Annotated in this window: 23 protein-coding genes; 14 read left to right on the top strand and 9 right to left on the bottom strand. The window is 74.1% G+C overall.

The window, feature by feature from the left end; translation table 11 throughout:
- Positions 1 to 91 precede the first annotated feature (91 nt).
- A complete protein-coding gene (locus KDY119_RS07280) occupies positions 92 to 922 on the bottom strand; it encodes a glutamate ABC transporter substrate-binding protein (protein WP_036951366.1) in 831 nt (276 codons plus the stop codon).
- A gap of 65 nt (positions 923 to 987) precedes the next feature.
- A complete protein-coding gene (locus KDY119_RS07285; protein ID WP_036951365.1) occupies positions 988 to 1,743 on the bottom strand; it encodes an amino acid ABC transporter ATP-binding protein in 756 nt (251 codons plus the stop codon).
- Positions 1,744 to 1,904: 161 nt separating this feature from the next.
- On the opposite strand from KDY119_RS07285, the gene miaB reads away from it, so the two are divergent.
- The gene (gene miaB / locus KDY119_RS07290; protein WP_036951363.1) at positions 1,905 to 3,542 is read left to right on the top strand and encodes a tRNA (N6-isopentenyl adenosine(37)-C2)-methylthiotransferase MiaB; all 1,638 of its coding nucleotides are present in this window, start codon (positions 1,905 to 1,907) and stop codon (positions 3,540 to 3,542) included.
- 45 nt (positions 3,543 to 3,587) lie between these two features.
- Here the strand turns inward: miaB and KDY119_RS07295 are convergent, their stop codons facing one another.
- Together KDY119_RS07295 and KDY119_RS07300 are read right to left on the bottom strand one after the other, a co-directional pair.
- The gene (locus tag KDY119_RS07295) at positions 3,588 to 4,118 is read right to left on the bottom strand and encodes a type III secretion system chaperone family protein (protein ID WP_036951361.1); all 531 of its coding nucleotides are present in this window, start codon (positions 4,116 to 4,118) and stop codon (positions 3,588 to 3,590) included.
- Positions 4,115 to 4,789 (bottom strand): type III secretion system chaperone family protein, encoded by a 675-nt coding sequence (locus KDY119_RS07300; protein WP_322619643.1) that lies wholly within the window; start codon positions 4,787 to 4,789, stop codon positions 4,115 to 4,117. Before KDY119_RS07300 ends, KDY119_RS07295 begins: the two co-directional genes overlap by 4 nt.
- A 78-nt stretch (positions 4,790 to 4,867) precedes the next feature.
- On the opposite strand from KDY119_RS07300, the gene KDY119_RS07305 reads away from it, so the two are divergent.
- From KDY119_RS07305 to dapF, 3 genes are read left to right on the top strand one after another with little or no spacing between them, the layout of a single operon-like run.
- Positions 4,868 to 5,335, top strand: a complete 468-nt coding sequence (locus KDY119_RS07305) for a hypothetical protein (protein ID WP_153022125.1) — start codon at positions 4,868 to 4,870, stop codon at positions 5,333 to 5,335.
- Positions 5,329 to 6,294 carry a tRNA (adenosine(37)-N6)-dimethylallyltransferase MiaA gene (miaA, locus tag KDY119_RS07310; RefSeq protein WP_153022126.1) on the top strand — a complete coding sequence of 322 codons (966 nt, stop codon included), beginning with the start codon at positions 5,329 to 5,331 and terminating at the stop codon, positions 6,292 to 6,294. Before KDY119_RS07305 ends, miaA begins: the two co-directional genes overlap by 7 nt.
- Positions 6,291 to 7,301 (top strand): diaminopimelate epimerase, encoded by a 1,011-nt coding sequence (gene dapF / locus KDY119_RS07315; RefSeq protein ID WP_153022127.1) that lies wholly within the window; start codon positions 6,291 to 6,293, stop codon positions 7,299 to 7,301. Before miaA ends, dapF begins: the two co-directional genes overlap by 4 nt.
- On the opposite strand, the gene KDY119_RS07320 is transcribed toward dapF, so the two are convergent.
- On the bottom strand, positions 7,273 to 7,914 hold the full coding sequence (locus tag KDY119_RS07320; RefSeq protein WP_036952540.1) for a class I SAM-dependent methyltransferase: 642 nt from the start codon (positions 7,912 to 7,914) through the stop codon (positions 7,273 to 7,275). The two genes, dapF and KDY119_RS07320, sit on opposite strands and share 29 nt — an antisense overlap.
- Before the next feature lie 72 nt (positions 7,915 to 7,986).
- Between KDY119_RS07320 and hflX the strand changes: the two genes are divergently transcribed.
- From hflX to KDY119_RS07335, 3 genes are all read left to right on the top strand, one after another.
- Positions 7,987 to 9,519 carry a GTPase HflX gene (hflX, locus tag KDY119_RS07325; RefSeq protein ID WP_036952536.1) on the top strand — a complete coding sequence of 511 codons (1,533 nt, stop codon included), beginning with the start codon at positions 7,987 to 7,989 and terminating at the stop codon, positions 9,517 to 9,519.
- 97 nt (positions 9,520 to 9,616) lie between these two features.
- Positions 9,617 to 11,713 carry an ATP-dependent DNA helicase gene (locus KDY119_RS07330; protein WP_407657427.1) on the top strand — a complete coding sequence of 699 codons (2,097 nt, stop codon included), beginning with the start codon at positions 9,617 to 9,619 and terminating at the stop codon, positions 11,711 to 11,713.
- Between the two features lie 45 nt (positions 11,714 to 11,758).
- Positions 11,759 to 12,781 (top strand): L-lactate dehydrogenase, encoded by a 1,023-nt coding sequence (locus KDY119_RS07335; RefSeq protein WP_083890914.1) that lies wholly within the window; start codon positions 11,759 to 11,761, stop codon positions 12,779 to 12,781.
- A gap of 21 nt (positions 12,782 to 12,802) precedes the next feature.
- On the opposite strand, the gene lexA is transcribed toward KDY119_RS07335, so the two are convergent.
- Positions 12,803 to 13,558, bottom strand: a complete 756-nt coding sequence (gene lexA, locus KDY119_RS07340) for a transcriptional repressor LexA (protein ID WP_051136752.1) — start codon at positions 13,556 to 13,558, stop codon at positions 12,803 to 12,805.
- Between the two features lie 394 nt (positions 13,559 to 13,952).
- Between lexA and KDY119_RS07345 the strand changes: the two genes are divergently transcribed.
- The 3 genes from KDY119_RS07345 (at position 13,953) to KDY119_RS07355 (ending at position 15,324) form a co-directional block, all read left to right on the top strand.
- Positions 13,953 to 14,219 carry a LysM peptidoglycan-binding domain-containing protein gene (locus KDY119_RS07345; RefSeq protein ID WP_051136634.1) on the top strand — a complete coding sequence of 89 codons (267 nt, stop codon included), beginning with the start codon at positions 13,953 to 13,955 and terminating at the stop codon, positions 14,217 to 14,219.
- A 321-nt stretch (positions 14,220 to 14,540) separates the two neighbouring features.
- Positions 14,541 to 15,062 carry a transcriptional regulator NrdR gene (nrdR, locus tag KDY119_RS07350; RefSeq protein ID WP_036951357.1) on the top strand — a complete coding sequence of 174 codons (522 nt, stop codon included), beginning with the start codon at positions 14,541 to 14,543 and terminating at the stop codon, positions 15,060 to 15,062.
- A 73-nt stretch (positions 15,063 to 15,135) separates the two neighbouring features.
- Positions 15,136 to 15,324, top strand: a complete 189-nt coding sequence (locus KDY119_RS07355; protein WP_036951355.1) for a DUF5302 domain-containing protein — start codon at positions 15,136 to 15,138, stop codon at positions 15,322 to 15,324.
- A 61-nt stretch (positions 15,325 to 15,385) separates the two neighbouring features.
- Here the strand turns inward: KDY119_RS07355 and serA are convergent, their stop codons facing one another.
- A complete protein-coding gene (serA, locus tag KDY119_RS07360) occupies positions 15,386 to 16,585 on the bottom strand; it encodes a phosphoglycerate dehydrogenase (RefSeq protein WP_036951352.1) in 1,200 nt (399 codons plus the stop codon).
- A gap of 86 nt (positions 16,586 to 16,671) precedes the next feature.
- Positions 16,672 to 18,912, bottom strand: a complete 2,241-nt coding sequence (locus tag KDY119_RS07365) for a HelD family protein (protein ID WP_227994622.1) — start codon at positions 18,910 to 18,912, stop codon at positions 16,672 to 16,674.
- 256 nt (positions 18,913 to 19,168) lie between these two features.
- Between KDY119_RS07365 and KDY119_RS07370 the strand changes: the two genes are divergently transcribed.
- Both KDY119_RS07370 and KDY119_RS07375 read left to right on the top strand, forming a co-directional pair.
- Positions 19,169 to 20,095, top strand: coding sequence for a PAC2 family protein (locus KDY119_RS07370; RefSeq protein WP_153022129.1), 927 nt, complete (start codon positions 19,169 to 19,171; stop codon positions 20,093 to 20,095).
- A gap of 195 nt (positions 20,096 to 20,290) precedes the next feature.
- Entirely contained in the window at positions 20,291 to 20,494 is a 204-nt protein-coding gene (locus KDY119_RS07375; protein WP_036951345.1) for a cold-shock protein, read from the top strand.
- A 29-nt stretch (positions 20,495 to 20,523) separates the two neighbouring features.
- On the opposite strand, the gene KDY119_RS07380 is transcribed toward KDY119_RS07375, so the two are convergent.
- A complete protein-coding gene (locus KDY119_RS07380; protein WP_227994558.1) occupies positions 20,524 to 21,519 on the bottom strand; it encodes a spermidine synthase in 996 nt (331 codons plus the stop codon).
- A 70-nt stretch (positions 21,520 to 21,589) separates the two neighbouring features.
- Here KDY119_RS07380 and KDY119_RS07385 point away from each other — a divergent pair, with 70 nt between their 5' ends.
- Together KDY119_RS07385 and KDY119_RS07390 are read left to right on the top strand one after the other, a co-directional pair.
- Positions 21,590 to 22,075, top strand: a complete 486-nt coding sequence (locus KDY119_RS07385; protein WP_194174374.1) for an SAV_6107 family HEPN domain-containing protein — start codon at positions 21,590 to 21,592, stop codon at positions 22,073 to 22,075.
- Positions 22,072 to 23,337 (top strand): DNA polymerase IV, encoded by a 1,266-nt coding sequence (locus KDY119_RS07390; protein ID WP_036951342.1) that lies wholly within the window; start codon positions 22,072 to 22,074, stop codon positions 23,335 to 23,337. The genes KDY119_RS07385 and KDY119_RS07390 overlap by 4 nt, the downstream gene beginning before the upstream one ends.
- Positions 23,338 to 23,347 lie beyond the last annotated feature (10 nt).

The following is a 23,347-nucleotide window of genomic DNA, read 5'->3' on the forward strand; positions in this document are numbered from 1 at the left end:
GTGTCGTGAGGGACCGTCGAGGTCCCGGCGGGGGATGGGCTGCAGACAGGCGCCGGGGCCCGCGCGGTGTGCGCGGGCCCCGGCGGCAGCGTCAGCCGCAGGCGGCGGGCGTGGGCGGGTTCTTCGAGGAGTCGGGCTTGTACCCGGTCCCCTCGAGGTTCGTGTCGAGGAACTTCTGCCACGAGCCGTCGTCGATCATCGACTTGATCGCGTCGGTGACCTTCTGGCAGGTCTTGTTGTCCTTCGGCAGGCCGACGCCGTAGTTCTCGGTCGTGAACGGCTTGCCGACGACCTTGACCTTGCCCTTGTTGGCGGGCTGCGCCGCGAGCCCGGCGAGGATGATGTCGTCGGTCGTGACGGCGTCGACGGCACCGCCGTTGAGGGCGGTGACGCACTCGGCGTACCCCGGGTACTCGACGAGGTTCACCTTGTTGGCGTAGGTGTCCTTGATCTTCTGCGCGGACGTCGAGCCGGTCACGGAGCACAGCTTCTTGCCGTCGAGCGACTCGGGACCGGTGATGTCGGTGTTGTCGTTCTTGACGAGCAGGTCCTGCCCGGCGACGAAGTACGGACCCGCGAACGCGACCGTCTTCTTGCGCTCGTCGGTGATCGAGTACGTCGCGACGACCATGTCGACCTGGTGCGTGGACAGGAGGGTCTCGCGCTGGGCGCTCGGCGACTCCTTCCAGGTGATCTGGTCGGCGGAGTAGCCGAGCTTCTTGGCGATGTAGGTCGCGACGTCGACGTCGAAGCCCGAGTACTTGTCGCCGACCTTGAAGCCGAGGCCCGGCTGGTCGAACTTGATGCCGATGGTGATCTTCTTGCCGCCACCACCGCTGCCGCTGTCGTCGGAGCCGCAGCCGGCCAGCGCGAGTGCGGAGGCGGCAGCGAGGGCGATCGCCCCCAGGAGTCGTGTACGCATCGTGTGTTCCCCTTCTGGTTGGTGGGTCTGCGTGTGGTGGCCGGTCCCCCCGGCCGCGGGCACGCCTAGTGCGGGAGGATCTTCGACAGGAAGTCCTTGGCCCGGGTGCTGCGGGGGTTCGTGAAGAACTCCTCGGGAGTGGCCTGCTCGACGAGCTGGCCGTCCGCCATGAAGACGACGCGGTTCGCGGCCTTGCGCGCGAACCCCATCTCGTGGGTGACGACGACCATGGTCATGCCGTCGCGCGCGAGCCCGACCATGACGTCCAGCACCTCGCCCACCATCTCGGGGTCGAGCGCGGACGTGGGCTCGTCGAACAGGATGACCTTGGGGTGCATGGCGAGCGCGCGAGCGATGGCGACGCGCTGCTGCTGGCCGCCGGAGAGCTGCGCGGGCAGCTTGTCGGCCTGGTCCTTGACCCCGACCCGGTCGAGCAGCTCGAGCGCCTCCTTGCGCGCGTCGGCCTTCTTGGCCTTACGGACCTTGAGCGGTCCGAGCGTGACGTTCTCGAGCACCGTCTTGTGCGCGAACAGGTTGAACGACTGGAACACCATGCCGACGTCGGAGCGGAGCCGCGCGAGGGCCCGGCCTTCCTCGGGCAGGGGCTCGCCGTCGAGCTCGATGGTGCCGGAGTCGATGGGCTCGAGGCGGTTGATCGCGCGGCACAGGGTCGACTTGCCGGAGCCCGACGGCCCGATCACCACGAGCACCTCGCCCTTGTCGACGTCGAGGTCGATGTCACGGAGCACGTGCAGGTCGCCGAAGTGCTTGTTGACACCGCTCAGCCGGACGAGCGGGGCGGTGGCGGGCGTCACATCCATCCCAAGAACATAGGTGGTGCACTGGGCGGATGTCGGTAACGAAAGGTCACAACCCGGCAACAAGTCGGCGGATGCCCCGTCTTCGTTCAGGGCCGGACAGATCTCGGGCGCCGCGGCAGCAGTGCCCGGGCGCCCGACGGCGGCACCGTACCCTGGTGGGGATGTCCACGCAGTCCTCGACCCAGCCCGTCGCCGCGCCGACCCTCGACGCCGCGGCGTCCCACCCACGCACCTACACGGTGCGGACGCTCGGGTGCCAGATGAACGTCCACGACTCCGAGCACATGGCGGGGATGCTCGAGCAGGCCGGGTACGCCCGCGCGTCGGCGGATGCGGAGGCCGCGGGCGAGGTGGACGTCGTCGTCATCAACACGTGCGCGGTGCGGGAGAACGCGGCCACGCGCCTGTACGGGAACCTGGGTCAGCTCGCGTCCGTCAAGGCGCGCCGGCCCGGGATGCAGATCGCGGTGGGCGGCTGTCTCGCCCAGAAGGACCGGGGCACGATCGTCGAGAAGGCCCCGTGGGTGGACGTCGTGTTCGGCACGCACAACCTCGACGCGCTGCCGGTGCTGCTGGAGCGCTCGCGCCACAACGAGGCGGCGCAGGTCGAGATCCACGAGTCGCTCCAGGTGTTCCCGTCGACCCTGCCGACGCGCCGCGAGTCGGTCTACGCGGGCTGGGTGTCCATCAGCGTGGGCTGCAACAACACGTGCACGTTCTGCATCGTGCCGCACCTGCGCGGCAAGGAGCGGGACCGCCGCCCGGGCGAGGTGCTCGCCGAGGTCGAGGCGCTCGTCGCGGCCGGCGCGGTCGAGGTCACGCTGCTCGGGCAGAACGTCAACTCCTACGGCGTCGAGTTCGGCGACCGCGGCGCGTTCGCGAAGCTCCTGCGCGCGTGCGGGCAGATCGAGGGGCTCGAGCGCGTGCGGTTCACCTCGCCGCACCCGGCCGCCTTCACGGACGACGTCATCTCGGCCATGGCCGAGACCCCGAACGTCATGCCGCAGCTCCACATGCCGTTGCAGTCCGGCTCGGACCGGATCCTGCGGGCGATGCGCCGCTCGTACCGTTCGGAGCGATTCCTCGGGATCATCGAGAGGGTCCGCGCCGCGCTGCCGGACGCCGCGATCACGACCGACATCATCGTCGGGTTCCCAGGCGAGACGGAGGAGGACTTCGCCGAGACGCTGCGGGTCGTGGAGGCGAGCCGGTTCAGCTCGGCGTTCGCCTTCCAGTACTCGCGCCGCCCGGGGACGCCGGCGGCCGACCTGCCGGAGCTCCCGAAGGACGTGATCCAGGAGCGTTTCGAGCGGCTGCTCGCCCTGCAGGAGCGGATCAGCGCCGAGGAGTCGGAGCGTCAGGTGGGTCGCACCGTCGAGGTGCTCGTCATGGAGGGCACCGGGCGCAAGGACGGTGAGACGCATCGGATCAGCGGGCGGGCGGCCGACAACCGGCTCGTGCATGCCGCGCTCCCGCCCGCGCTCGCGGACCTCGCCCGTTCGTCCGACGACGGCGCGGACGACCCGCGCCTCGCCGACGGCTCCCCGCTGCCGCGTCCGGGCGACCTCCTGACCGTCCGGGTCACGCACGGCGCGCCGCACCACCTGATCGCGGACTCGGGGCTCGACGGCGGCCCGTTCGCCGTCCGGCGGACCCGCTCGGGCGACGCCTGGGTCGCGCGGGAGCGCGCACGCCTCGGCCTGGCCGGTGACGAGCACGCGCACGGCGGGGACTCCTGCGGCACGGACGCGGCCCCAGGGCCGGTGCTGCTCGGCATGCCCTCGCTGTCCGCCCGCTGACGGCGAGCGCTGCGCCCGGTCGCGCCGGGCGCGCCGTGGGGTGCCCTACGCCTCGGGACCGGGCTCGTCGTCGGGTGGCGGCAGGAGCGAGCCCAGCGACGAGAAGACCTGGACGCCGGTGCCGAGCCCGCACGAGATCACCTGGCCGAGCTGCGCGTCGGTGGCGCCGTGCTCGAGGTCGACCGACACCTCGGCGTAGACGGCGAGCCGGTCGTCCTCCTCGCGCGTGTAGACCTTGGGCCAGATCCGTTCGCGGTTCCAGTCGTTCATGGCCTGCAGGAGCGCCAGCCGCGCGTCGGGCGGGACGGATCGGTCCCACCGGCCACGGACCTGCAGCACGTGCTGCTCGGGGCCGAGCAGCATGAACCAGAACCGGTGCCCCTCCCAGGTGCCCGTGATGTCGCCGTCCTCGTCGACCCGGAACCGGTAGCCCCGGCGGGTAAGGAACGTCCCGACACGGTCCATGGTGGCGGCGGCCGGGAGCTCGGCCGCACCGCGCACGCGCGGGACGTCGGGCGCCTTGGGCCGGTTGCCGAACAGCCGGGCCAGCCACCCGGTCTGGCCCGGGCCGCTCACGGCGCGCTCCGCAGCGGGTCGGGGTAGGCCTCGTCGAGCGAGTCGAAGAACACCGACGCCGTCGAGAGCCCGCACTGCAGGACGTCACCGAGCTGGTCGTCGTTGGCGCCGAACTCGAGGTCGACGGTCACCTCGGTGTACACCTGCACGAGGCCGTTGTCGCGCACGCGCGTGTACGCCTTGGGCCAGATCCGCTCGGCGTTCCACTCGTTGCAGAGCTCGAGGACCTCCTCGAGCCGCTCGATGGTGATGTCGCGGTTCCACTGACCGCGCACCTGCACGATCTCGTCGTGCTCGCCGAAGAGGAGGAAGTAGAACAGCCGGCCCTGCCAGAGCCCGCCGACGTCGCCCTCCGAGTCCACGAAGTACGAGAAGCCGTTCGCGAGGAGCCAGTCGACGACGCGCGCCCGGTCCACGGGCGCCGGCGCGAGATCCGCCACGGCCACCTGCGCGGGCTCGTGGTCGAGCGCGGGCACGGCGCCCGTCCGGGCGCTGTCGGCGGGCACGTGCGGGGAGCTCGCGCCCGCGCCGTCGAGCCCGAGGCGCGTCGCCGTCTCGTCGTCGAGGCGGGTGCGCCGCAGCCGGCGCGAGCCCGAGCGGGCGCGGCCGCCGGACGAGCCGGGACCGCTGTCCTTGCGACCGAACGGTCGCCACCACTCGAAGTGCCCCACGGATCCACCGTACCCGTCAGCACCCTCACCCTGCGCTCGGCGGGCGGCCGGGAGCGCGCCGTGTCGTAGTCTCGCGCCATGACGACCGAGCACGCCCCGGCCCGCCTGTCCGGCAGGGGCGCCCAGCCCCGGCCGACCGGCGTCGAGGTGCCCGGCGACGCGAGCCTCGTGCCGGGCGTCTCGGGACGCGCGCGCGACGCCGCAGCCTCGGCCGCGCTCGTCGCCTCGCTGCGGGAGGCGCTGCACGGCGCCGTCCGGGTACGGGTCGTGGTCGACAGCGCCCCGGACGGGTCCGCGCGCTCGTCGTCCCGAGCCGTGCCGGACCTCGGCGCGCTGGGCGTCGACGCCGCCCGGGTGGGGTGGCGCTTCACCGGCAACGACGACGACGCGCGCCCGCCGCGCGCGGGCGTGGCCGCGACGGTCGCCCTGCTCGCGCTGGGCGCGGCCGGCTGGGACGGCCCCGTGGAGGTCGACGACGTCGCAGCCGTGCGGGGCACGCCTGCCGGGCGCGCGGGCTCGACCGTCCTGGTGGAGCGCACGTGCTGATCGTCGCCGTCGTCGGCCCGACGGCGACCGGCAAGTCCGACCTCGCCCTCGACCTCGCGCAGCGGCTGGGGGAGCGGGCGCCCGGCGGCGCCGAGATCGTCAACGCGGACGCCTACCAGCTCTACCGTGGCATGGACGTCGGCACCGCGAAGGTCCCGGTCGCCGAGCGACGCGGGATCACGCACCACCAGCTCGACGTGATCGAGCCCGAGGACGACGCCTCGGTGGCGCGCTACCAGGAGGCGGCACGGGCCGACCTCGAGGCGATCGCCGAGCGCGACGCACGCGCCGTCGTCGTGGGTGGCTCGGGGCTCTACGTGCGCGCGCTGCTCGACGCGATGGACTTCCCCGGCACCGACCCGGAGGTCCGGGCGGCGCTCGAGCGGCGGGCCGAGCGCGAGGGCGCCCGCGCGCTGCACGACGAGCTCGTGAGGGCGGACCCCGCGGCGGCGGAGTCCATCGGCCCGCGCAACGTGCGGCGGCTCGTGCGCGCGCTCGAGGTGATCGCGATCACCGGACAGCCGTACACCGCCAACCTGCCCCGCCAGGAGTACGTCCGGCCGACCGTGCAGGTCGGGCTCGACTGCGACCGCGCGACGCTCGACGCGCGCGTCGCCGGCCGCGTCGCCCGGATGTGGGACGAGGGGCTCGTCGACGAGGTGCGCGACCTCGCGCCCCGCCTCGGCCGGACCGCCGCGCGTGCGGTCGGGTACGCCGAGGTCCTGCCGCTCCTGCGCGGCGAGACGGGCGAGGACACCGCGCGCGAGGCCGTCGCCGCGAACACGCGCCGCCTCGCGCGCAAGCAGATGGGCTGGTTCGGTCGGGACCCCCGCGTGCACTGGCTCGACGCCCAGGCGCCCGACCTGGTCGAGCGCGCGCTCGCCGTCGTCGACGCGGCCGACGCCGGCGCGATCGCCGCTCCGGGGGACGCCCCCGTGCGCCGTAGTCTGGGGTCATGACCGAACCCGTGGAGGCCGCACCCGACGAGCTCGCCTTCGTCAAGGGTCACGGCACACGCAACGACTTCGTCCTCGTGGCCGACCTCGACGGCCGACTGGACCTCACGCCGGACCTCGTCAGGCGGCTCGCCGACCGCCGTGCCGGCGTGGGCGCCGACGGCGTCGTCCGCCTCGTGCCGTCGTCGCGCCTGCCTGAGGGCGCGGCCGTCCTGGCCGAGGATCCCGCCGCCGTCTGGTTCATGGACTACCGCAACGCGGACGGCTCCGTCGCCGAGATGTGCGGCAACGGCGTGCGTGTCTTCGCGGCGTTCGCCGAGCTCCTCGACCTCGTCGACCTCTCGGACGGGAGCACGCTCTCCGTCGGCACGCGCGCAGGCGTCAAGCGGGTCGTCCGCGAGCCGAACGGCTGGTACGCCGTCGACATGGGGCCGTGGACGTTCCCCGGCGGCGACGACGCGGTCGCGCGCGGGGCGGACGCCCAGGTCGCCGTCCACGGCTGGCGCGCCGCCCGTCCCGCGCTCAGCGTCGACCTCGGCAACCCGCACACCGTGGTGGCGCTCGCGGACGCGACCGAGCTCGAAGGGCTCGACCTCACGGTCGCCCCGCAGGTGCACCCCGTCCCGCCGCACGGGACGAACGTCGAGCTCGTGGTGCCGCTCGGCGAGCAGGGCGGCAGCGCCGACGACGCGGGCGCGAAGGTGGGCCGCGTGCGCATGCGCGTCTTCGAGCGGGGCGTGGGGGAGACCGAGTCGTGCGGGACCGGTACGTGCGCGGCGGCGCTCGCCGTGCGCGCGTGGGCGGGGCCGGGCGCCCCCGACACGTGGCTCGTCGACGTCCCCGGCGGGACGCTGCGCGTGCGTGCGCTGCCCGGCGGAAGGGTCGAGCTCGCCGGCCCGGCCGTGCTGGCCTACGCGGGTCGGTTCCCGCTGGTCGGCGGCCCCGACGCCCCGGCGCTGGTCGAGCCCATCGCGGCGCACCTCACGGCTGGTGCACCCGCAGCACCCTGAACCCCTTGGCGGAGGCGGCGCGCTCGACGGTCGCACCCTCCTGGTGCCCGGCGAGCCAGTCCGCGAGCCACCCCTGCAGCGAGTCGGCGCCGAGGTTGCGCTGCACGACGAGCCAGGCGTCGCCGCCCGGGCGCAGGCGCGGGAGCCACCGGGTGAGCAGCCCGTGGAGGGCCTCCTTGCCCACGCGGATCGGCGGGTTCGACCAGATCGTGTCGAACCGTGCGTCGTCGGGGACGTCGTCGGGCAGGCGCGCGTCCACGTGCGCCAGGCCCAGCCGGGCTGCGTTGCGTCGCACCAGGTCGAGCGAGCGTTCGTTGACGTCGACCGCCCAGATCCTGGTCCCCGTGAGCGCACGGTCGCGCGCCTCGAGCGCCATCGTCAGCGCCACCGGGCCCCAGCCGCAGCCCAGGTCGAGCACGTCGGTCGCGTGCGCCGGCAGCTCGGGGACCGTGCGGAGCAGCACCTGCGTCCCCAGGTCGACGCGGCCCGGCGAGAAGACGCCGCCCGCGGTCTCCACCTCGACGTCGCGGCCCGCGAGCCGGACGGTCAGCGTGCGCCGCTCGCCCGACGACGCCGGCCGGGCCGTGAAGTAGTGGTCCGGCTGCTCGCTCATAGCGGACGAGTCTACAAACGGCTGGCACGGCGACCGACGCGCGTGGGATCCTTGGGGGGACGAGAGGACTGCATGACCACCACCCCTGAGAGCACCCCGGCGAACAGCCCCGACGACGTGGACGCCACCGCGCGCGCCGTCGTCGCCCGGGTCCTGGCCCGTGCCGGCACCGCCGTCGACGAGGGCACGACCCGTCACACCGCCGCCGACGGCGAGCAGCTCGACCTCGAGGAGCGCAGCGCGCTCCGCCGTGTCGCCGGGCTGTCGACCGAGCTCGAGGACGTCACCGAGGTCGAGTACCGCTCCCTGCGGCTCGAGCGTGTCGTCCTCGTCGGCCTGTACTCCCGTGACGCCGCCGACGCCGAGGTGTCGTTGCGCGAGCTCGCGGCGCTCGCCGAGACCGCGGGCTCCCAGGTGCTCGACGGCGTCCTGCAGCGCCGCCACAACCCGGACCCCGGCACCTACCTCGGTCAGGGCAAGGCCGCCGAGCTCGCGGCGATCGTCCAGGCGACCGGCGCCGACACCGTCGTGGTCGACGGCGAGCTCGCCCCGTCCCAGCGCCGTGCGCTCGAGGACATCGTCAAGGTCAAGGTGATCGACCGGACGGCCCTGATCCTCGACATCTTCGCCCAGCACGCGAAGTCCAAGGAGGGCAAGGCCCAGGTCGAGCTCGCCCAGCTCGAGTACCTGCTCCCGCGCCTGCGCGGCTGGGGCGACTCGATGTCGCGGCAGGCCGGCGGACAGGTCGGTTCGGCCGGTGCCGGCATGGGCTCGCGCGGCCCTGGTGAGACGAAGATCGAGCTCGACCGCCGTCGCATCCGCAACCGGATGGCGAAGCTGCGCCGCCAGATCGCGGCCATGGCGCCGGCGCGCGTCGCCAAGCGTGCGTCGCGCACGCGTAACGCCGTCCCGTCCGTCGCGATCGTCGGCTACACCAACGCCGGCAAGTCGTCGCTGCTCAACGCGCTCACCGGCGCGGGCGTGCTCGTCGAGAACGCGCTGTTCGCGACGCTCGACCCGACGGTCCGCCGGGCACGCACGCCCGACGGCCGTGCGTACACGCTCGCCGACACCGTCGGGTTCGTGCGGCACCTGCCGCACCAGCTGGTCGAGGCGTTCCGCTCGACCCTCGAGGAGGCCGGCGACGCCGACCTGCTGCTGCACGTGGTCGACGCGAGCCACCCCGACCCCGAGGGGCAGATCGCCGCGGTGCGGGAGGTCCTCGCCGACGTGCCGGGCGCGCTCGACGTGCCCGAGATCGTGGTGCTCAACAAGGCGGACGCCGCGGATCCCGACGTCGTCGCACGCGTGCGTCGCCGCGAGGCCGACGCCGTGCTGGTGTCCGCGCACACCGGGCAGGGGATCGACCACCTGCTCGACCGGGTCGCGTCCGCGCTGCCGCAGCCGGGCGAGCACGTGGACGTCGTCGTGCCCTACGGCCGCGGGGACCTGGTGAGCCGCGTGCACGCGGACGGCCAGATCGAGCACGAGGAGCACACGGCCGACGGCACGGTGCTGCGCGCCCGGGTCGACGCGCCGTTGGCGGCGGAGCTGCGTGCCGCGAGCGTCGCGGGCGTGGCCGGCGTCCCGACGCCCGCCGAGTAGCGGCGTCCGGCCGACCACAGGGCGTCGGCGGCCCGCGCCGGTGCACAGCCTCCGGCGCGCCGGTGTCGGGGTCGGTGGGCGCTCGTAGACTCGCCGGGTGCCCCCGACCGTGCCTGCCGACGTGACGCCCAGCCCGACCACCCGCCCGGCGCCGTCGGCCGTGCCCACGGAGGCCACCGACCCGGAGATCGACGCGTTGCTCGACCTCGCCGTCGGCGCGCTGGGCGGGGCGCCCCGGGAGGGCCAGAAGCGTATGGCGCAGGCCGTCGCCGCGGCCGTGCGGACCGGGGAGCACCTCCTCGTCCAGGCGGGCACGGGCACCGGCAAGTCGCTCGGCTATCTCGTCCCCGCCGTACGGCACGCCGTCACGACCGACGAGCGCGTCGTCGTCTCGACGGCGACGCTCGCGCTGCAGCGCCAGGTGCTCACGCGTGACCTCCCGCTCGTCGCGGACGCGCTCGCGCCCCGCCTCCCGCGGCCGCCGCGCATCGCGCTGCTCAAGGGCTGGCACAACTACGCGTGTCGCCACAAGGTCGAGGGCGGCTACCCGGCGGACGAGGGCGGGACCCTCTTCGACCTCGAGCCCGCCGGGGCGGCGGACCACCCCGCCCCTGCGGCAGGCGCCGCCACCGTCGGCCCGCCGGCCCCGGGGCGCACCCGGCGTGGTGGCCGTTCCCTCGCGGACGAGGTCCGGGCCGCACGGGCGTGGATCGAGGAGAGCGAGACCGGGGACCGCGACGAGCTCGTGCCCGGGGTGAGCGACCGCGCCTGGCGGCAGGTGTCCGTGACCGCGCTCGAGTGTCTCGGCGCGCGTTGCCCCCTGCTCGCCGAGTGCTTTCCCGAGCGTGCGCGCCAGGTCGCGCGCGAGGCCGACGTCGTCGTGACGAACCACGCGATGCTCGGCGTCGCGGCGTCCGGCTCGCCCGGGGCGCTTCCCGAGCACGACGTGCTCGTCGTCGACGAGGCCCACGAGCTTGCGGACCGGGTGACCGCGAGCGCGACCGTCGAGCTGTCGGTGCCCGCGATCGAGCACGCCGCACGGCTCGCGCGCCGCCACGGCGGCGTGGCGACGGAGGCCCTCGACACGGCGATCCAGACGTTCGGCGCCCTCGTGGCTCAGCTCCCGGCCGAGCGCTACCCGCACGGCCTGCCCGACGACGCGAGGCTGGCCGTCGCGGCAGTCCGCGACGCGCTGCGGACGCTGCAGTCGGCCCTCAAGCCTGACCCTCAGGCCAAGGGTGAGGCAGGCTCGGGCGTCAAGATGGCGCAGGCCGCCGTGCTCGCGGTCTTCGAGGTCGCGGAACGGCTCGCGGCGGATCCCGACGGGCACGACGTGGTCTGGTGCGCGCGGGCGGGCGACTTCGGCTCCGGTCCGGCGGTCTCGACGCTCTATGCCGCGCCGCTCGGCGTGGCGGGGCTGATCCGCAGCAGGCTCCTGGCCGAACGCACCGGCGTGTTCACGTCGGCGACGCTCGAGCTGGGTGGCTCGTTCGACCCGGCAGCCCGCTCGCTGGGCCTCGCCGCCGACGACGTCGTGTGGCGCGGGCTCGACGTCGGCAGCCCGTTCGACTACCGGCGGCAGGGGATCCTGTACGTGGCGCGCCACCTCGACCCGCCCGGTCGGCAGGCGAGCGAGGCCCACCTCGCCGAGCTCGAGCGGCTGGTCCGTGCCGCGGGGGGCCGGACGCTCGGGCTCTTCTCGTCGCGGCGCGCGGCCGAGGAGGCCGCAGACGCGCTGCGCGACCGGCTCGACGTGCCGATCCTGTGCCAGGGAGACGACCAGCTCCCGACGCTGGTCCGCGAGTTCGCTGCCGACGAGGAGACGTGCCTGTTCGGGACCCTCTCCCTCTGGCAGGGCGTCGACGTGCCGGGGCGGTCGCTGTCGCTCGTCGTGATCGACCGGATCCCGTTCCCGAGACCCGACGACCCGGTCCGCTCTGCTCGCTCCGAGGCCGTGGACGCCGCGGGCGGCAACGGGTTCATGCAGGTCTCGGCCACGCACGCCGCGCTCCTGCTGGCGCAGGGCGCCGGCCGACTGGTGCGCACCACCACGGACCGGGGCGTCGTCGCCGTGCTCGACTCCCGGCTCGCGCGGGCGCGCTACGGCACCTTCCTGCAGCGGTCGATGCCCGCGTTCTGGCCGACGCAGGACCCCGCGGTCGTTGCTGCTGCGCTCGAACGCCTGCGCTCATAGTCTGAACCCGCACACCCGAGCGGCACCGGATCGAGAGGCGGCACGATGGCACCGAGCGCAGCACCAGGGATCACCGGCGGACACCCCGAGAACGCCGCGGCGTCGGGCACCCGGCCCGAGGGGCGGCCGTCGAAGGTCTCGATCGTCGGGGCCGGCGCCGTGGGAGCCACGACGGCGTACGCGATGCTCATGAGAGGTGCTGCGCGGAACGTCGCGCTGCTCGACATCAACAAGGCGAAGGTCGACGCCGAGGTCCTCGACCTGCAGCACGGCATCCAGTTCATGCCGCAGGCCAACGTCGAGGGCTCGGACGACGTCGCGGTGTGCGCGGGCTCGGACGTCGTCGTCGTGACGGCCGGGGCGAAGCAGAAGCCGGGCCAGACGCGCATGGACCTGGCCGGCGACACGATCACCCTGATGAAGCGGATCCTGCCGGGGCTCCTCGAGGTCGCGCCGAACGCGATCTACCTCATGGTCACGAACCCGGTCGACGTGGTCACCTACGCCGCGCTGCGGTTCTCGGGACTCCCGGCCAACCAGCTCTTCGGTTCGGGGACGGTGCTCGACTCGTCGCGGCTGCGGTTCCTCGTCGCGGAGCGCGCGGGCGTCGCGGTCCAGAACGTCCACGCGTACATCGCGGGCGAGCACGGCGACTCCGAGATCCCGCTGTGGAGCTCCGCCACGATCGGCGGCATCCCGCTGCGCGACTGGCCCGGTGTGGGAGGCCTCTCCCCGTTGACGGACCAGGACCTCGAGCGGATGCACCACGAGGTCGTGCACTCGGCGTACGAGATCATCGCCGGCAAGGGAGCCACGAACTACGCGATCGCGCTCGCTGCGACGCGCATCGTGGAGGCGATCCTCGACGACCAGCACACCGTGCTGCCGGTGAGCTCGCTGCTCGAGGACTACGACGGCATCAGCGACGTGTGCTTGTCGGTCCCGTCGGTCGTCGACCGTACCGGGGTGCGCGAGACCATCCCCACGCCGATGTCCGACGAGGAACGTGCCGGTCTGCGCGCGTCCGCCGACGCGCTGCGGGCCGCGGCGCAGCAGTTCGGCGTCTGAGCGGGCGGGGCGCCAGGCGCGTCAGACGCTGCGGAGCACGCTGACGACGCGCCCGAGGATCTGTGACTCGTCGCCCGGGATCGGCGCGTACGCCACGTTGTGGGGCAGGAGCCACACGTGCCCGTCGGCGCGCTTGAAGGTCTTGACCGTCGCCTCGCCGTCGATCATCGCGGCGACGATCTCGCCGTTCTCCGCGACGTTCTGCCGACGCACGACCACCCAGTCGCCGTCGCAGATCGCCGCGTCCACCATCGAGTCGCCGACGACGCGCAGGAGGAAGAGCTCGCCCTCGCCCACGAGCTGGCGGGGGAGCGGGAAGACGTCCTCGACGACCTGCTCGGCCAGGATCGGCCCACCGGCTGCGATCCGCCCGACGACGGGCACGTAGGCGGGCGTCTGCGGGAGCTCCGTGACGTCGGCGACCGCGAACGCCGAGTCCTGCGTGAGGGGCGGGATGGCCCGCGAGTCGTCCGGCTGGACGACCTCGATCGCGCGTGGACGGTTCGGGTCGCGCCGCAGGTAGCCCTTGCGCTCGAGCGCTGTGAGCTGGTGCTTGACGCTCGACGGGCTCGTGAGCCCGACGGCCTCGCCGATCTCCCGCATGCTCGGCGGGTAGCCGCGCTCCTCGACGGACGCGCGGATGGTGCCGAGGACCAGGCGCTGACGCTTGGTCAGCCCGTCCGGGCCGGTGGGGGTCTCCGCGAGGGAACGCACCGTGGCGAGGGCCCCGTCGTCCGCCTTGTCCGGTCCGGGCGTTGCGCCCGTGGTGCTGGCCATGCCGTCCTCCTCGTTCACGCTGTCCGCCCTGCCTCGACGCGCAGCTCCGATGGGCGCTGCCCGTCATACCCGGGGCCGCCTCGCGTCGCGTCCGACCCTGTGCCCCACCGTAGGCCACCTGACGTGCAGTTTCAAACATGTGTTCGAGCGTGTCTCGACATCTGTCGGACCGTCGTGCTACAACTCGTACAGGTGTTCGACGTACAGGTGTTCGAAGATCTGACGAGCCCGGTGCGGACGGACGGGACGAGCGACACGGTCGGTACGAGCAGTGAGGTGCAGCATGAGTGCGACGGTCAGTTGGACCCCCGCGGTGGCTCCGGCGCGGAGACGGGCGGAGCGTGTCGGTGCCGTGTCTGCGCCCGGACGGCTGCGGCTCACGCGACGTGGGCGCGTGGTGATCGCCCTGGCCGCGTTCGTGCTCGCCGTGACGGGCTTCGTGGCGACCGGGCCCGCCCAGGCCGGGTCCCCGTCACGCGGCATCGAGGTCACGCGGCACGTGGTCGAGCGCGGGGAGACGCTGTGGGGTCTCGCCGGGACGGTGGCGAGCCCGCGGGAGGACCTGCGTGACGTGGTGCAGGAGATCGAGCGGCTCAACGGCCTCGACGGTGCCGGCCTGCGAGCGGGCGACGTCCTGCTCCTCCCGGTCGAGCGGGGCTGAGGGCTCGTCGTGGTCCGGTGGGTGAGGTTGCCGCGCCCTCTTGCGCCGAACGGTTAGGTTCGCCTAAGTTAGTCGTGCCTCACCTGCTGGCTGGGGGGTCAGGAGAGAGGTGTCGGTCCACGGACCGGCGTGCACGTCCGTGTGCCGCGAGGCGAGTCGCGGTACGCGCAGGGGACGGGGGCGTCCCGACGGGGACGGTCGTTTCGGCGACCGTCCCCGTTCTGCTCCCTGCCCCGTCCCTCTCGTGCCCGCGCGGCTCCTTGCAGCCTGGCATCGGCGCCGCCTAGGTTGAGCAGCGTCCCCGGCCTACCTGGAGCTCGCATGCACTGCCCTTTCTGTCGGCACCCCGACTCGCGCGTCGTCGACTCGCGGACCTCCGACGACGGGCAGTCCATCCGGCGCAGGCGCCAGTGCCCGCACTGCGGGCGCCGCTTCACGACCATCGAGACCGCGAGCCTGTCGGTCGTGAAGCGCTCGGGCGCGACGGAGCCGTTCAGTCGCGACAAGATCGTCGGCGGCGTCCGTAAGGCGTGCCAGGGGCGGCCCGTCTCGGAGGACGACCTGGCGATCCTCGCCCAGCGGGTCGAGGAGACGCTGCGCAGCTCGGGTTCGGCCGAGCTCGACGCGTACGAGATCGGCCTGGCCATCCTCGGGCCGCTGCGCGAGCTCGACGAGGTCGCGTACCTGCGGTTCGCCAGCGTCTACCAGGGCTTCGACTCCCTCGAGGACTTCGAGGCGGCGATCACGTCGCTCCGCGTCGACCGGGAGCGCCGCGGTGCGACCGACGAGGACGGTGCGGAACAGGTCGAGAGCAGGCCCGAGACGGAGACGGCGCGTTCGTAGCGAGCGGCCTTTTCCCGTGGCGCCGTCGTCGGCACCACGGCAGGCTGGGAGGATCCGACACAGGAGGAGCACCATGAGCGACCCCGCACACCGGCCCGACGAGGACGTCGACGCGGTCAAGGCCAAGTTCCGCGAGGCACTCGACCGCAAGAAGGCGGCCCAGCACACGAACACCTCAGAGGGCGCGCGCGACCACGGGGCCGTGCACGGGTCGGAGACCCAGGGGCCCACACGCCGGGAGTTCCGGCGCAAGTCGGGCTGACGATCGGACGACGAGGGCCCCGGACCTGCAAGGTCCGGGGCCCTCGTCGTGTCGCGGTGCCTCAGGCGAGCACGCGCAGCCGGACCGTCTGGTCCATCGCCGCCAGGGCCTCGGTGACGCCGTCGGGCAGCGGCGAGCCGATGTCGGTGACGACGTAGCCGAGCTCGCCGCGCGTCGCGAGGAGCTGCCCCTCGATGTTGACGCCGTGCTGCGCGAGCGTGTTGTTGACCGCGGCAAGGACGCCCGGGGTGTTGCGGTGCAGGTGTGCGATGCGGGCGACACCGGTCGTCTGCTCGAGCGCGAGGTTCGGCAGGTTGACGGACAGGGTCGTCGAGCCCGTGCTGACGTAGTCGCGCAGCTTGTTCGCGACGAACGTGCCGATGGCCTCCTGCGCCTCCTCGGTCGAGCCGCCGATGTGGGGCGTCAGGATGACGTTGGGCAGGCCACGCAGGTCGGACTCGAAGGCGTCGCCCTTGCGCTTGGGCTCCTGGGGGAACACATCGATCGACGCGCCGCCGAGGTGACCCGAGAGGATGGCCTCGCGCAGGGCCGCGGTGTCGATGACGAACCCGCGCGAGAGGTTGAGGAACAGGGCGCCCGGCTTCATTCGCGCGAACTGCTCGGCGCCGAACAGGCCGGCGTTGCCCTTGCGGCCGTCGACGTGGAGCGTGACGACGTCGGCGACCTCGAGCAGCTCCTCGAGCGAGCCCATGCGTCGGGCGTTGCCGAGCGCGAGCTTCTCGGACGTGTTGTAGAACGCGACCGACATCCCGAGGCTCTCGGCGACGACCGAGAGCTGGGTCCCGATGTTCCCGTAGCCGACGATGCCGAGCGTGCGGCCGCGCACCTCGTGCGCGCCCTCGGCGGACTTGTTCCACACGCCTGCGTGCATCTCCGCGTTGCGGTCGGTGAGGCGTCGGGTCAGGGCGATGATCTCGGCCAGGGCGATCTCGACGACCGAGCGCGTGTTCTGGAAGGGGGCGTTGAACGTCGCGACACCGCGCTCCGCGGCGGTGCGCAGGTCGATCTGGTTCGTCCCGATGCAGAACGCGCCCAGGGTGATGAGCGACGGCGCCGACTCGAGGACCCTCGCGGTGACGTTGGTCTTGGAGCGGATGCCGAGCAGGTGGACGCCGTCGAGGGCGTCGATCAGCTCGGACTCGTCCAGGGCCCCGGTCCGGGTCTCGACCTCGAAGCCGGAGGCTTCGAGGATCGTGCGGGCGTGGGGATGCAGGTTCTCGAGGAGGAGGGCGCGTAGCACGCGTCTATGGTGCGCTGCCGTCTCGCCTGGTGTCGAACGAGTTCCGTCAGCCGGACAGATGCGCCCGAGCCGCGGCGGGGGCGTGCTCATCCGGCGTCGACGAGCCCCGCGGGCAGGTCGGCGTGGTGGACGGCGACGAGCCGTCGCGTCGGCCGGGTCAGCGACACGTACAGGTCGGACGCGCCCGAGCGGCCATCCCCGACGATCTCCGCCGGCTCGACCACCACCACCGCGTCGAACTCGAGGCCCTTGACCTCGACGGGCGTCAGCACGACGACGCGTGCGTCGGCGCCACCCTGCAGCAGCTCGCCCGCGCGCTCCGGCCCGACGGCGCCCGCCAGCGCGGCTGTGAGCGCGTCGGTGACCGCGCGGCGGCGGCCCGGCTCCACGACGACGGCGACGCGTCCCGTCCCGTCGGGGCGCACGACCTCCCCGACCTGCTCGACCGCGTGCGTCGCGGCGGCCGGGGCGAGCTCGTCCGTGCGGGCGACCCGGACGAGGCGGAGCGCGTCGTCGACGTCGCGCGCCGAGCTGAGCCGCGAGACGGGCAGGTGGGCGGCGCGGGCGAACCGCAGCGCGCTGTCCGCCACGGTCGCGGGCGTGCGGTAGTTGACGGTGAGCTCGGAGACCGACCACGCGTCGCGGAAGTGCGGCCGCAGGGCGGCGGCCCACGAGCGCGCGCCGCCGAGCGCCGTCGTCTGCGCGACGTCCCCGACGACCGTGAACGAGCGGGTGGGGCAGCGGCGCACGAGCGCGCGCCAGGCCATCGGCGTGAGCTCCTGGGCCTCGTCGACCACGACGTGGCCGTACGCCCAGGTGCGGTCGGCGGCGGCGCGCTCGGCGGTGGTGAGGACGGGGCCGCCGTCGGCGAACCGCCCGGCCAGGGTCTCGGCGTCGACGAGGCCGCCGCCCGCGCCGGACGACTCGAGGACCTGACGGGCGTACTCGAGGTCGGCCGCGGCCTGCTCGGCGCGCTCGCGGGCCTCGGCGCGGTCGAGGGCGTCGTCCTCGCCGAGGAGCTCGGCCGCCTCGTCGAGCAGGGGCACGTCGGACGCGGTCCACCCGGAGCCGGCCGGACGGGCGAGCCGCGCGCGGTCCTCGGCCGTGAGCTCGGGTGCCGCCTCGGCGAGCCGGTGCGGCTTGGTGAAGAGGTCCTCCACGAGCCGGGCCGGCGTGATGGGCAGCCAGGCGAGGTTGACCGCGACCCTGACGTCGCGGCTGCGGCGCAGGTCGTCCAGGAGCTCGGCGCGGTCCGCCTCGGGGTCGCCCAGGGCCTCGGCGTACTGCGCGGCGATGCGACCCAGCACGTCGCGGGCGAACCCGGCGCGGGCCTCGTTGTGGGGCCGGTGCGCGCGGCGGGCGCGGCCGAGCGCGTCGCGCACGTCGCCCCGGCGCAGGACGAGCTCCTGGCCCTCCACGACGAGCCGCACGTCCTGCGCGGGGACGCGCTCGCGGGCCCGGACGGCCCGCGTGAGGATCCGGGACCAGACGGCCCGGCCCTTGATCTCCGCGACCTCGGCGTCCTCGGTCGCCGTCACGGTCACCCCCGGGAGGAGGTCCGCGATCGTCGTCGAGACGACGCCCGTCTCGCCGAGCGAGGGCAGGACCTGGTCGATGTAGTGCAGGAACGCCCGGCTCGGCCCCACCAGGAGCACGCCCGTGCGCTCGAGCTGACGGCGGTGCGCGTACAGCAGGTAGGCGGTGCGGTGCAGGGCGACCGCCGTCTTGCCCGTGCCCGGGCCGCCCTGGACCACGAGCGTGCCCGCGAGGGGGGCGCGGATGATCTCGTCCTGCTCGCGCTGGATGGTCGCGACGATGTCGTGCATGCGTGCGGTGCGACCCGCTCCCAGCGACGCGAGGAGTGCGCCCTCGCCCGCGAGCGCCCGCAGCCCGAGCTGCTCGGTGGCCGCGAGGTCGAGCACGTCGTCCTCGATCCCCAGCACCTGCCGGCGCCGGGTCGTGAGGTGACGGCGTCGGGCGACGTCGTCGGGGTGGGCGGCCGTGGCCCGGTAGAACGACTGGGCCGCGGGGGCGCGCCAGTCGGTCAGCAGCGGCGTCTGGTCGGGGTCCGTCAGGCCGATGCGGCCCACGTAGCGCGTGGTGCCGTCGGCCAGGTCGAGCCGTCCGAACACGAGCCGGTCCTCCACGGAGCGGAGCTGCGCGACCCGGTCCTCGTAGAGCGTCGCGAACGCGTCGCGCTCGGACCGGTTCTGCGGCGACCCGCTCGGGCCTTCGCGGCGGACGGCCCGCAGCCGCTCCCAGGTCGCCTCGCGCAGCTCGTCGAGCCGTCCGTAGAGCGTGTCGACGACCCCCTGCTCACGCGCCAGCTCGGCTTCGAGGGGGTCGCCTGCCTGGGGTCGGGCCGGTGTGCCGGTCCGGGGTGCGGCGTCCTGCGGCGTGTCCGGCACGAGCCCTCCGTTCCTCGCCGTGCGGTCGCGCGCGGCGGCCATCAAGTATGGCGCACCGTGGGGGCGTCGTCGGCCCGGGAAGCGGCGGCGGCCTCCGTGTGTTGGGGACGGAGAGAGAGCGGAGACGGGCGCAGACGTCCGCGTTTCCGCGACGACCGACGCTGGAGGACGACGCGTGCTGGATCCCCGAGGCATCTACGAGATCGACGAGCAGGCCGTCGCGGAGCTGCTCGGCGCTCCGGGCGAGCGTGGGACGGGACCGGTGCTCGTGCACGTGCTGCACGGGTTCATCGACGCGGGGGGCGTCGGGGAGGTGGTGCGCGAGCACCTGCTGGAGCGCTCCGAGCCGCGCCGGCTCGTGACGTTCGACGTCGACCAGCTCCTCGACTACCGGTCCAAGCGCGCGTCGATGACGTTCGAGAGCTCGCGCTGGACCGCGTACGACGAGCCGACTCTCGCGATCGACCACCTGCGCGACGCCGAGGGCACGGGCTACCTGCTCCTGCACGGCCCGGAGCCCGACCTGCAGTGGGAGCGGTTCGTCGCGGCGGTCCAGGACGTCGTCCGGCAGCTCGGCGTCTCGCTCGTCGCCACGGTCCACGGCGTACCGATGGCCGTGCCGCACACGCGCCCCAGCACGCTCACGGTGCACGCGACGCGCGGCGAGCTCGTCGGGTCGCACCCGTCGTGGTTCGGGAAGGCGGAGGTACCGGCGAGCGCTGCCGCCCTGCTCGAGTACCGGCTCGGCCAGGCCGGCCACGACGCCGTCGGGTACGCGGTGCACGTGCCGCACTACGCCGCGCAGACGGCGTACCCGCCCGCGGCCTTGCACGCACTGCGCATGCTCCAGGGCGCGACGGGCCTCGAGCTCGCGAGCGAGGACCTCGAGCCGGCCGCGCGCGAGGCCGCCGAGGAGGTGGCCCGCCAGGTCGGGGAGTCCGACGAGCTGCGTGCCCTCGTCCGTGGTCTCGAGCAGCAGTACGACGCGTTCGCGCGGTCGCTCGGGGCGACGAGCCTGCTGGCCGACGACGCCCCGCTGCCGACCGCCGACGAGCTCGGCGCCGAGTTCGAACGCTTCCTCGCGCAGCGTTCCGACGACTGACGAGGCGCCCGCTGGTGCGACCGTGGAGGGCTGACCTGCGGTGACGTCCGGGTCGCGACACTCCGGCGGATCTGTGGCCGCCTCGACCGGTTCGTGCCAGACTGTCCGCGTTGCCGTGCTCGGCACGGCGGCACGAGGGCGGGCGCAAGGTCCGGCCACCGAGGTCCCGGACGGGCAGAAGGACAGAGGAACAGCATGGCGCAGGGTTCTGTGAAGTGGTTCAACGCGGAGAAGGGCTTCGGCTTCATCGCCCAGGACGGGGGAGGTGCCGACGTCTTCGTGCACTACTCGGCGATCGAGACCCAGGGCTACCGCTCGCTCGACGAGGCGCAGCGAGTCGAGTTCGAGATCACCCAGGGCCCCAAGGGCCCCCAGGCCGAGAAGGTTCGTCCGCTCTGACGGACCGCTGACCGCCGCCCCGCGGTGGCTCACTCGACGCCGCGTCCTCCAGGAGAGGGCGCGGCGTCGTCGCGCGTGGGACGCGCGGCCGCCCGGAACGACGCGAGCTCCGCGCCGCCCAGGACGTGCGCGGGGACCGGGAGCGACCGCAGTCGGCGGGCGAGCACGGCGTCGTCGGCCAGGGGGACGGCTGTGTCGTCCCCGGCGGCGGCCCCGCCGTCCCTGGGCCGTCGCGCCGCGAGCACGAGGTTCCCGTACCGCCGCCCCCGCAGGAGCGCGGGCTCGGACACGACGACGACGTCGTCCGCTCCCGCGGCCGCGAGGGTCGCCGCCTCCGCCCGGGCCAGGGGCAGCGGGGGGCGGTCGGCGCAGTTGGCGAGGTAGAGCCCGCCGGGCCGGAGCACCCGCCAGACGTCGGCGAGGAACTCGACGGTCGTGAGGTGGGCGGGCGTGGTGTCCGGGGCGAACACGTCGCGCACGACGACGTCGGCCCAGCCGTCGCGGAGCGTGCCGAGGACCGCGCGGGCGTCTCCCGGGCGCAGGCGCAGGCGCGGGGCGCGGGGGAGCGCGAACCACGTCCGCACGAGCTCCAGCAGACGCGCGTCGAGGTCGACCGCGACCTGCTCGGAGCCGGGGCGCTCGTGCTCGACCCAGCGGGCGAGCGAGCAGCCTGCCGCGCCGAGGTGCACGACGCGCAGCGGCCCGGCCGGGAGCGTCTCGACGACGGCGGCCATCTCCTGCATGTACTCGAACGTCAGCAGCCCGGGGTCGTCCAGGTCGACGTAGGAGCTCGGGGCGCCGTTCACCAGCACGGTGACCGCGTTGCGGTCCGGGTCGGGCTCGAGCTCGACGACGCCCGTCGTCGTCGGGACCGGGCCGGTCGGCAGCCCTGCGGGGAGCGCGGGCGTGCCTCGGGCCCCGCGCCGACGACGCCCGCCCGGCTCCGTTCCCTCGTCGTGCCCCGGTGTGGGTGGCTCGGAGGATCGTTGGTCCTGTCGGGTCCGTCGGGTCCGGCGTGCGCTCACTGCCCCAGTGTGGCAGCGGTTGACAGGTTCGAACATGTGTTCGATCCTGGTGCTCGGGGAGGTACGAGTGATGGAACGGACGCAGCGGGACGCCCAGGCCGGGGACGCGCGGCGCGCACGAGCCGTCGCGGGCTCGTCGCCTGCGCCCGCTCCCGTCGAGGCCTTCCGGCTGCTGTCGCGTGCCGACCACGAGCTGGCCGCGGCCTACGCTGCGACCGATCCCGCCGAGCGGTTCGTGCACGCGCACCTCGCGGCTCTGCGCTCGGCCGCGGCGGTCGTGGCGCTGCGCGGACGGCCGTCGGGCAGGCGGAGCGGCCGGTCGGTCTGGGCGCTCGTCGAGGTCGTCGAGCCGGAGCTCGCCGCGTGGTCGGTCTACTTCGCGGGCGGGGCGCGCACCCGGGCCGCGATCGACGCCGGCCGGTTCGACGTGGTCGACGCGGCGCGAGCCGAGGAGCTGGTGCGGTGCGCAGAGGACTTCCGTGACGAGGTCGGCATCCTCGTCGACCCGGCCGCAACCTTCAGCTTGCTCCCCGGCTCCCGGGCGAGGGCCTCGTGAGCCGTGGCCCCCGGGCGGCGTCGGCACGGCGGGACTGGGGCGAGGAAGAGGACGGCTGCGGCGTCCTGCACGTCGACATGGACGCCTTCTTCGCGTCCGTCGAGCTCGCCCGCAGGCCCGAGCTGCGTGGGCTGCCCGTGATCGTGGGCGGCCGGTCGCGGGGTGTCGTGCTGTCCGCGACGTACGAGGCGCGCGCCTTCGGCGTCCGGTCGGCGATGCCCATGGGCCGGGCGCTCGGGCTGTGCCCGCAGGCCGTCGTCGTGGCGCCCGAGCACACCGCGTACCGCGACGTGTCCCGCGCGGTCATGCAGGCGTTCCGGGACGTCACGCCGATCGTCGAGCCCGTGAGCGTCGACGAGGCGTTCCTCGACGTCTCGGGCGCGCGTCGCCGGCTCGGGCCGCCCACCCGGATCGGCGCCGCGCTGCGCGAGCGGATCCAGGCCGAGCACGGCATCACGTGCTCGGTCGGCGTGGCGTCCACGAAGCTCGTCGCGAAGCTCGCGTCGACGCACGCGAAGCCCGACGGCATGATGCTCGTCCCCGCCGCGGCGAGCGTCGACTTCCTGCGGTCTCTCCCGGTCGGCGCGCTGTGGGGCGTCGGGGAGCGGACCGAGGAGTCGCTGGCGCGCCGCGGCATCCGCACGGTCGCGGAGCTCGGGGACGCCGACGTCGCGTGGCTACGCTCCTTCCTCGGCCCGAGCCTCGGCGGTCACCTCCACGACCTCGCGTGGGGGCGCGACCACCGCTCGGTCACCCCGCTGCACGAGGACAAGTCGATCGGCAACGAGACCACCTTCCCGCAGGACGTCCGCGACCGGGAGGTCGTCGCCAGGACCGTGCTCGAGCTCGCCGACCGGTGCGCGGCGCGCCTGCGCGCGCAGTCCCTCGTCGCGCGCGTCGTGACGGTGAAGGTCCGCACGAGCGACTTCCGGACGGTGACGCGGGCCCGCACGCTCGTCTCCCCGACGGACACCGGCCAGGAGATCGGCACCGTGGCGCGGGAGCTCGTCGCAGCCACCGACCTGCGCGGCCTCGCCGTACGGCTCGTGGGCGTACGGGCCGAGCAGCTCGAGGAGCGCCGGCGCGCGGCCGTCCAGCTCACGCTCGACGACGCGACCACCGAGGCGACGCAGGTCGTGCGTGCCGCGGAGGAGGCGCTCGACGCCGTGCGGGCGCGGTTCGGCGCGGCCGCGGTACGTCGCGGCTCGGCTGTGACGCGCTCGACTACCACCCGGACCACAGGGGAACTATCCTCGGAGTAACAACACGTCA

Source organism: Luteimicrobium xylanilyticum, from assembly GCF_009429125.1.
GTDB lineage: Bacteria > Actinomycetota > Actinomycetes > Actinomycetales > Cellulomonadaceae > Luteimicrobium > Luteimicrobium xylanilyticum.

Bases quoted from the DNA above. Each gene is read 5' to 3' on its own strand.
- KDY119_RS07280 (WP_036951366.1), bottom strand. From the start codon at position 922: ATGCGTACACGACTCCTGGGGGCGATCGCCCTCGCTGCCGCCTCCGCA.
- KDY119_RS07285 (WP_036951365.1), bottom strand. From the start codon at position 1,743: ATGGATGTGACGCCCGCCACCGCCCCGCTCGTCCGGCTGAGCGGTGTC.
- miaB (WP_036951363.1), top strand. From the start codon at position 1,905: ATGTCCACGCAGTCCTCGACCCAGCCCGTCGCCGCGCCGACCCTCGAC.
- KDY119_RS07305 (WP_153022125.1), top strand. From the start codon at position 4,868: ATGACGACCGAGCACGCCCCGGCCCGCCTGTCCGGCAGGGGCGCCCAG.
- dapF (WP_153022127.1), top strand. From the start codon at position 6,291: ATGACCGAACCCGTGGAGGCCGCACCCGACGAGCTCGCCTTCGTCAAG.
- KDY119_RS07320 (WP_036952540.1), bottom strand. From the start codon at position 7,914: ATGAGCGAGCAGCCGGACCACTACTTCACGGCCCGGCCGGCGTCGTCG.
- hflX (WP_036952536.1), top strand. From the start codon at position 7,987: ATGACCACCACCCCTGAGAGCACCCCGGCGAACAGCCCCGACGACGTG.
- KDY119_RS07335 (WP_083890914.1), top strand. From the start codon at position 11,759: ATGGCACCGAGCGCAGCACCAGGGATCACCGGCGGACACCCCGAGAAC.
- lexA (WP_051136752.1), bottom strand. From the start codon at position 13,558: ATGGCCAGCACCACGGGCGCAACGCCCGGACCGGACAAGGCGGACGAC.
- nrdR (WP_036951357.1), top strand. From the start codon at position 14,541: ATGCACTGCCCTTTCTGTCGGCACCCCGACTCGCGCGTCGTCGACTCG.
- KDY119_RS07355 (WP_036951355.1), top strand. From the start codon at position 15,136: ATGAGCGACCCCGCACACCGGCCCGACGAGGACGTCGACGCGGTCAAG.
- KDY119_RS07375 (WP_036951345.1), top strand. From the start codon at position 20,291: ATGGCGCAGGGTTCTGTGAAGTGGTTCAACGCGGAGAAGGGCTTCGGC.
- KDY119_RS07385 (WP_194174374.1), top strand. From the start codon at position 21,590: ATGGAACGGACGCAGCGGGACGCCCAGGCCGGGGACGCGCGGCGCGCA.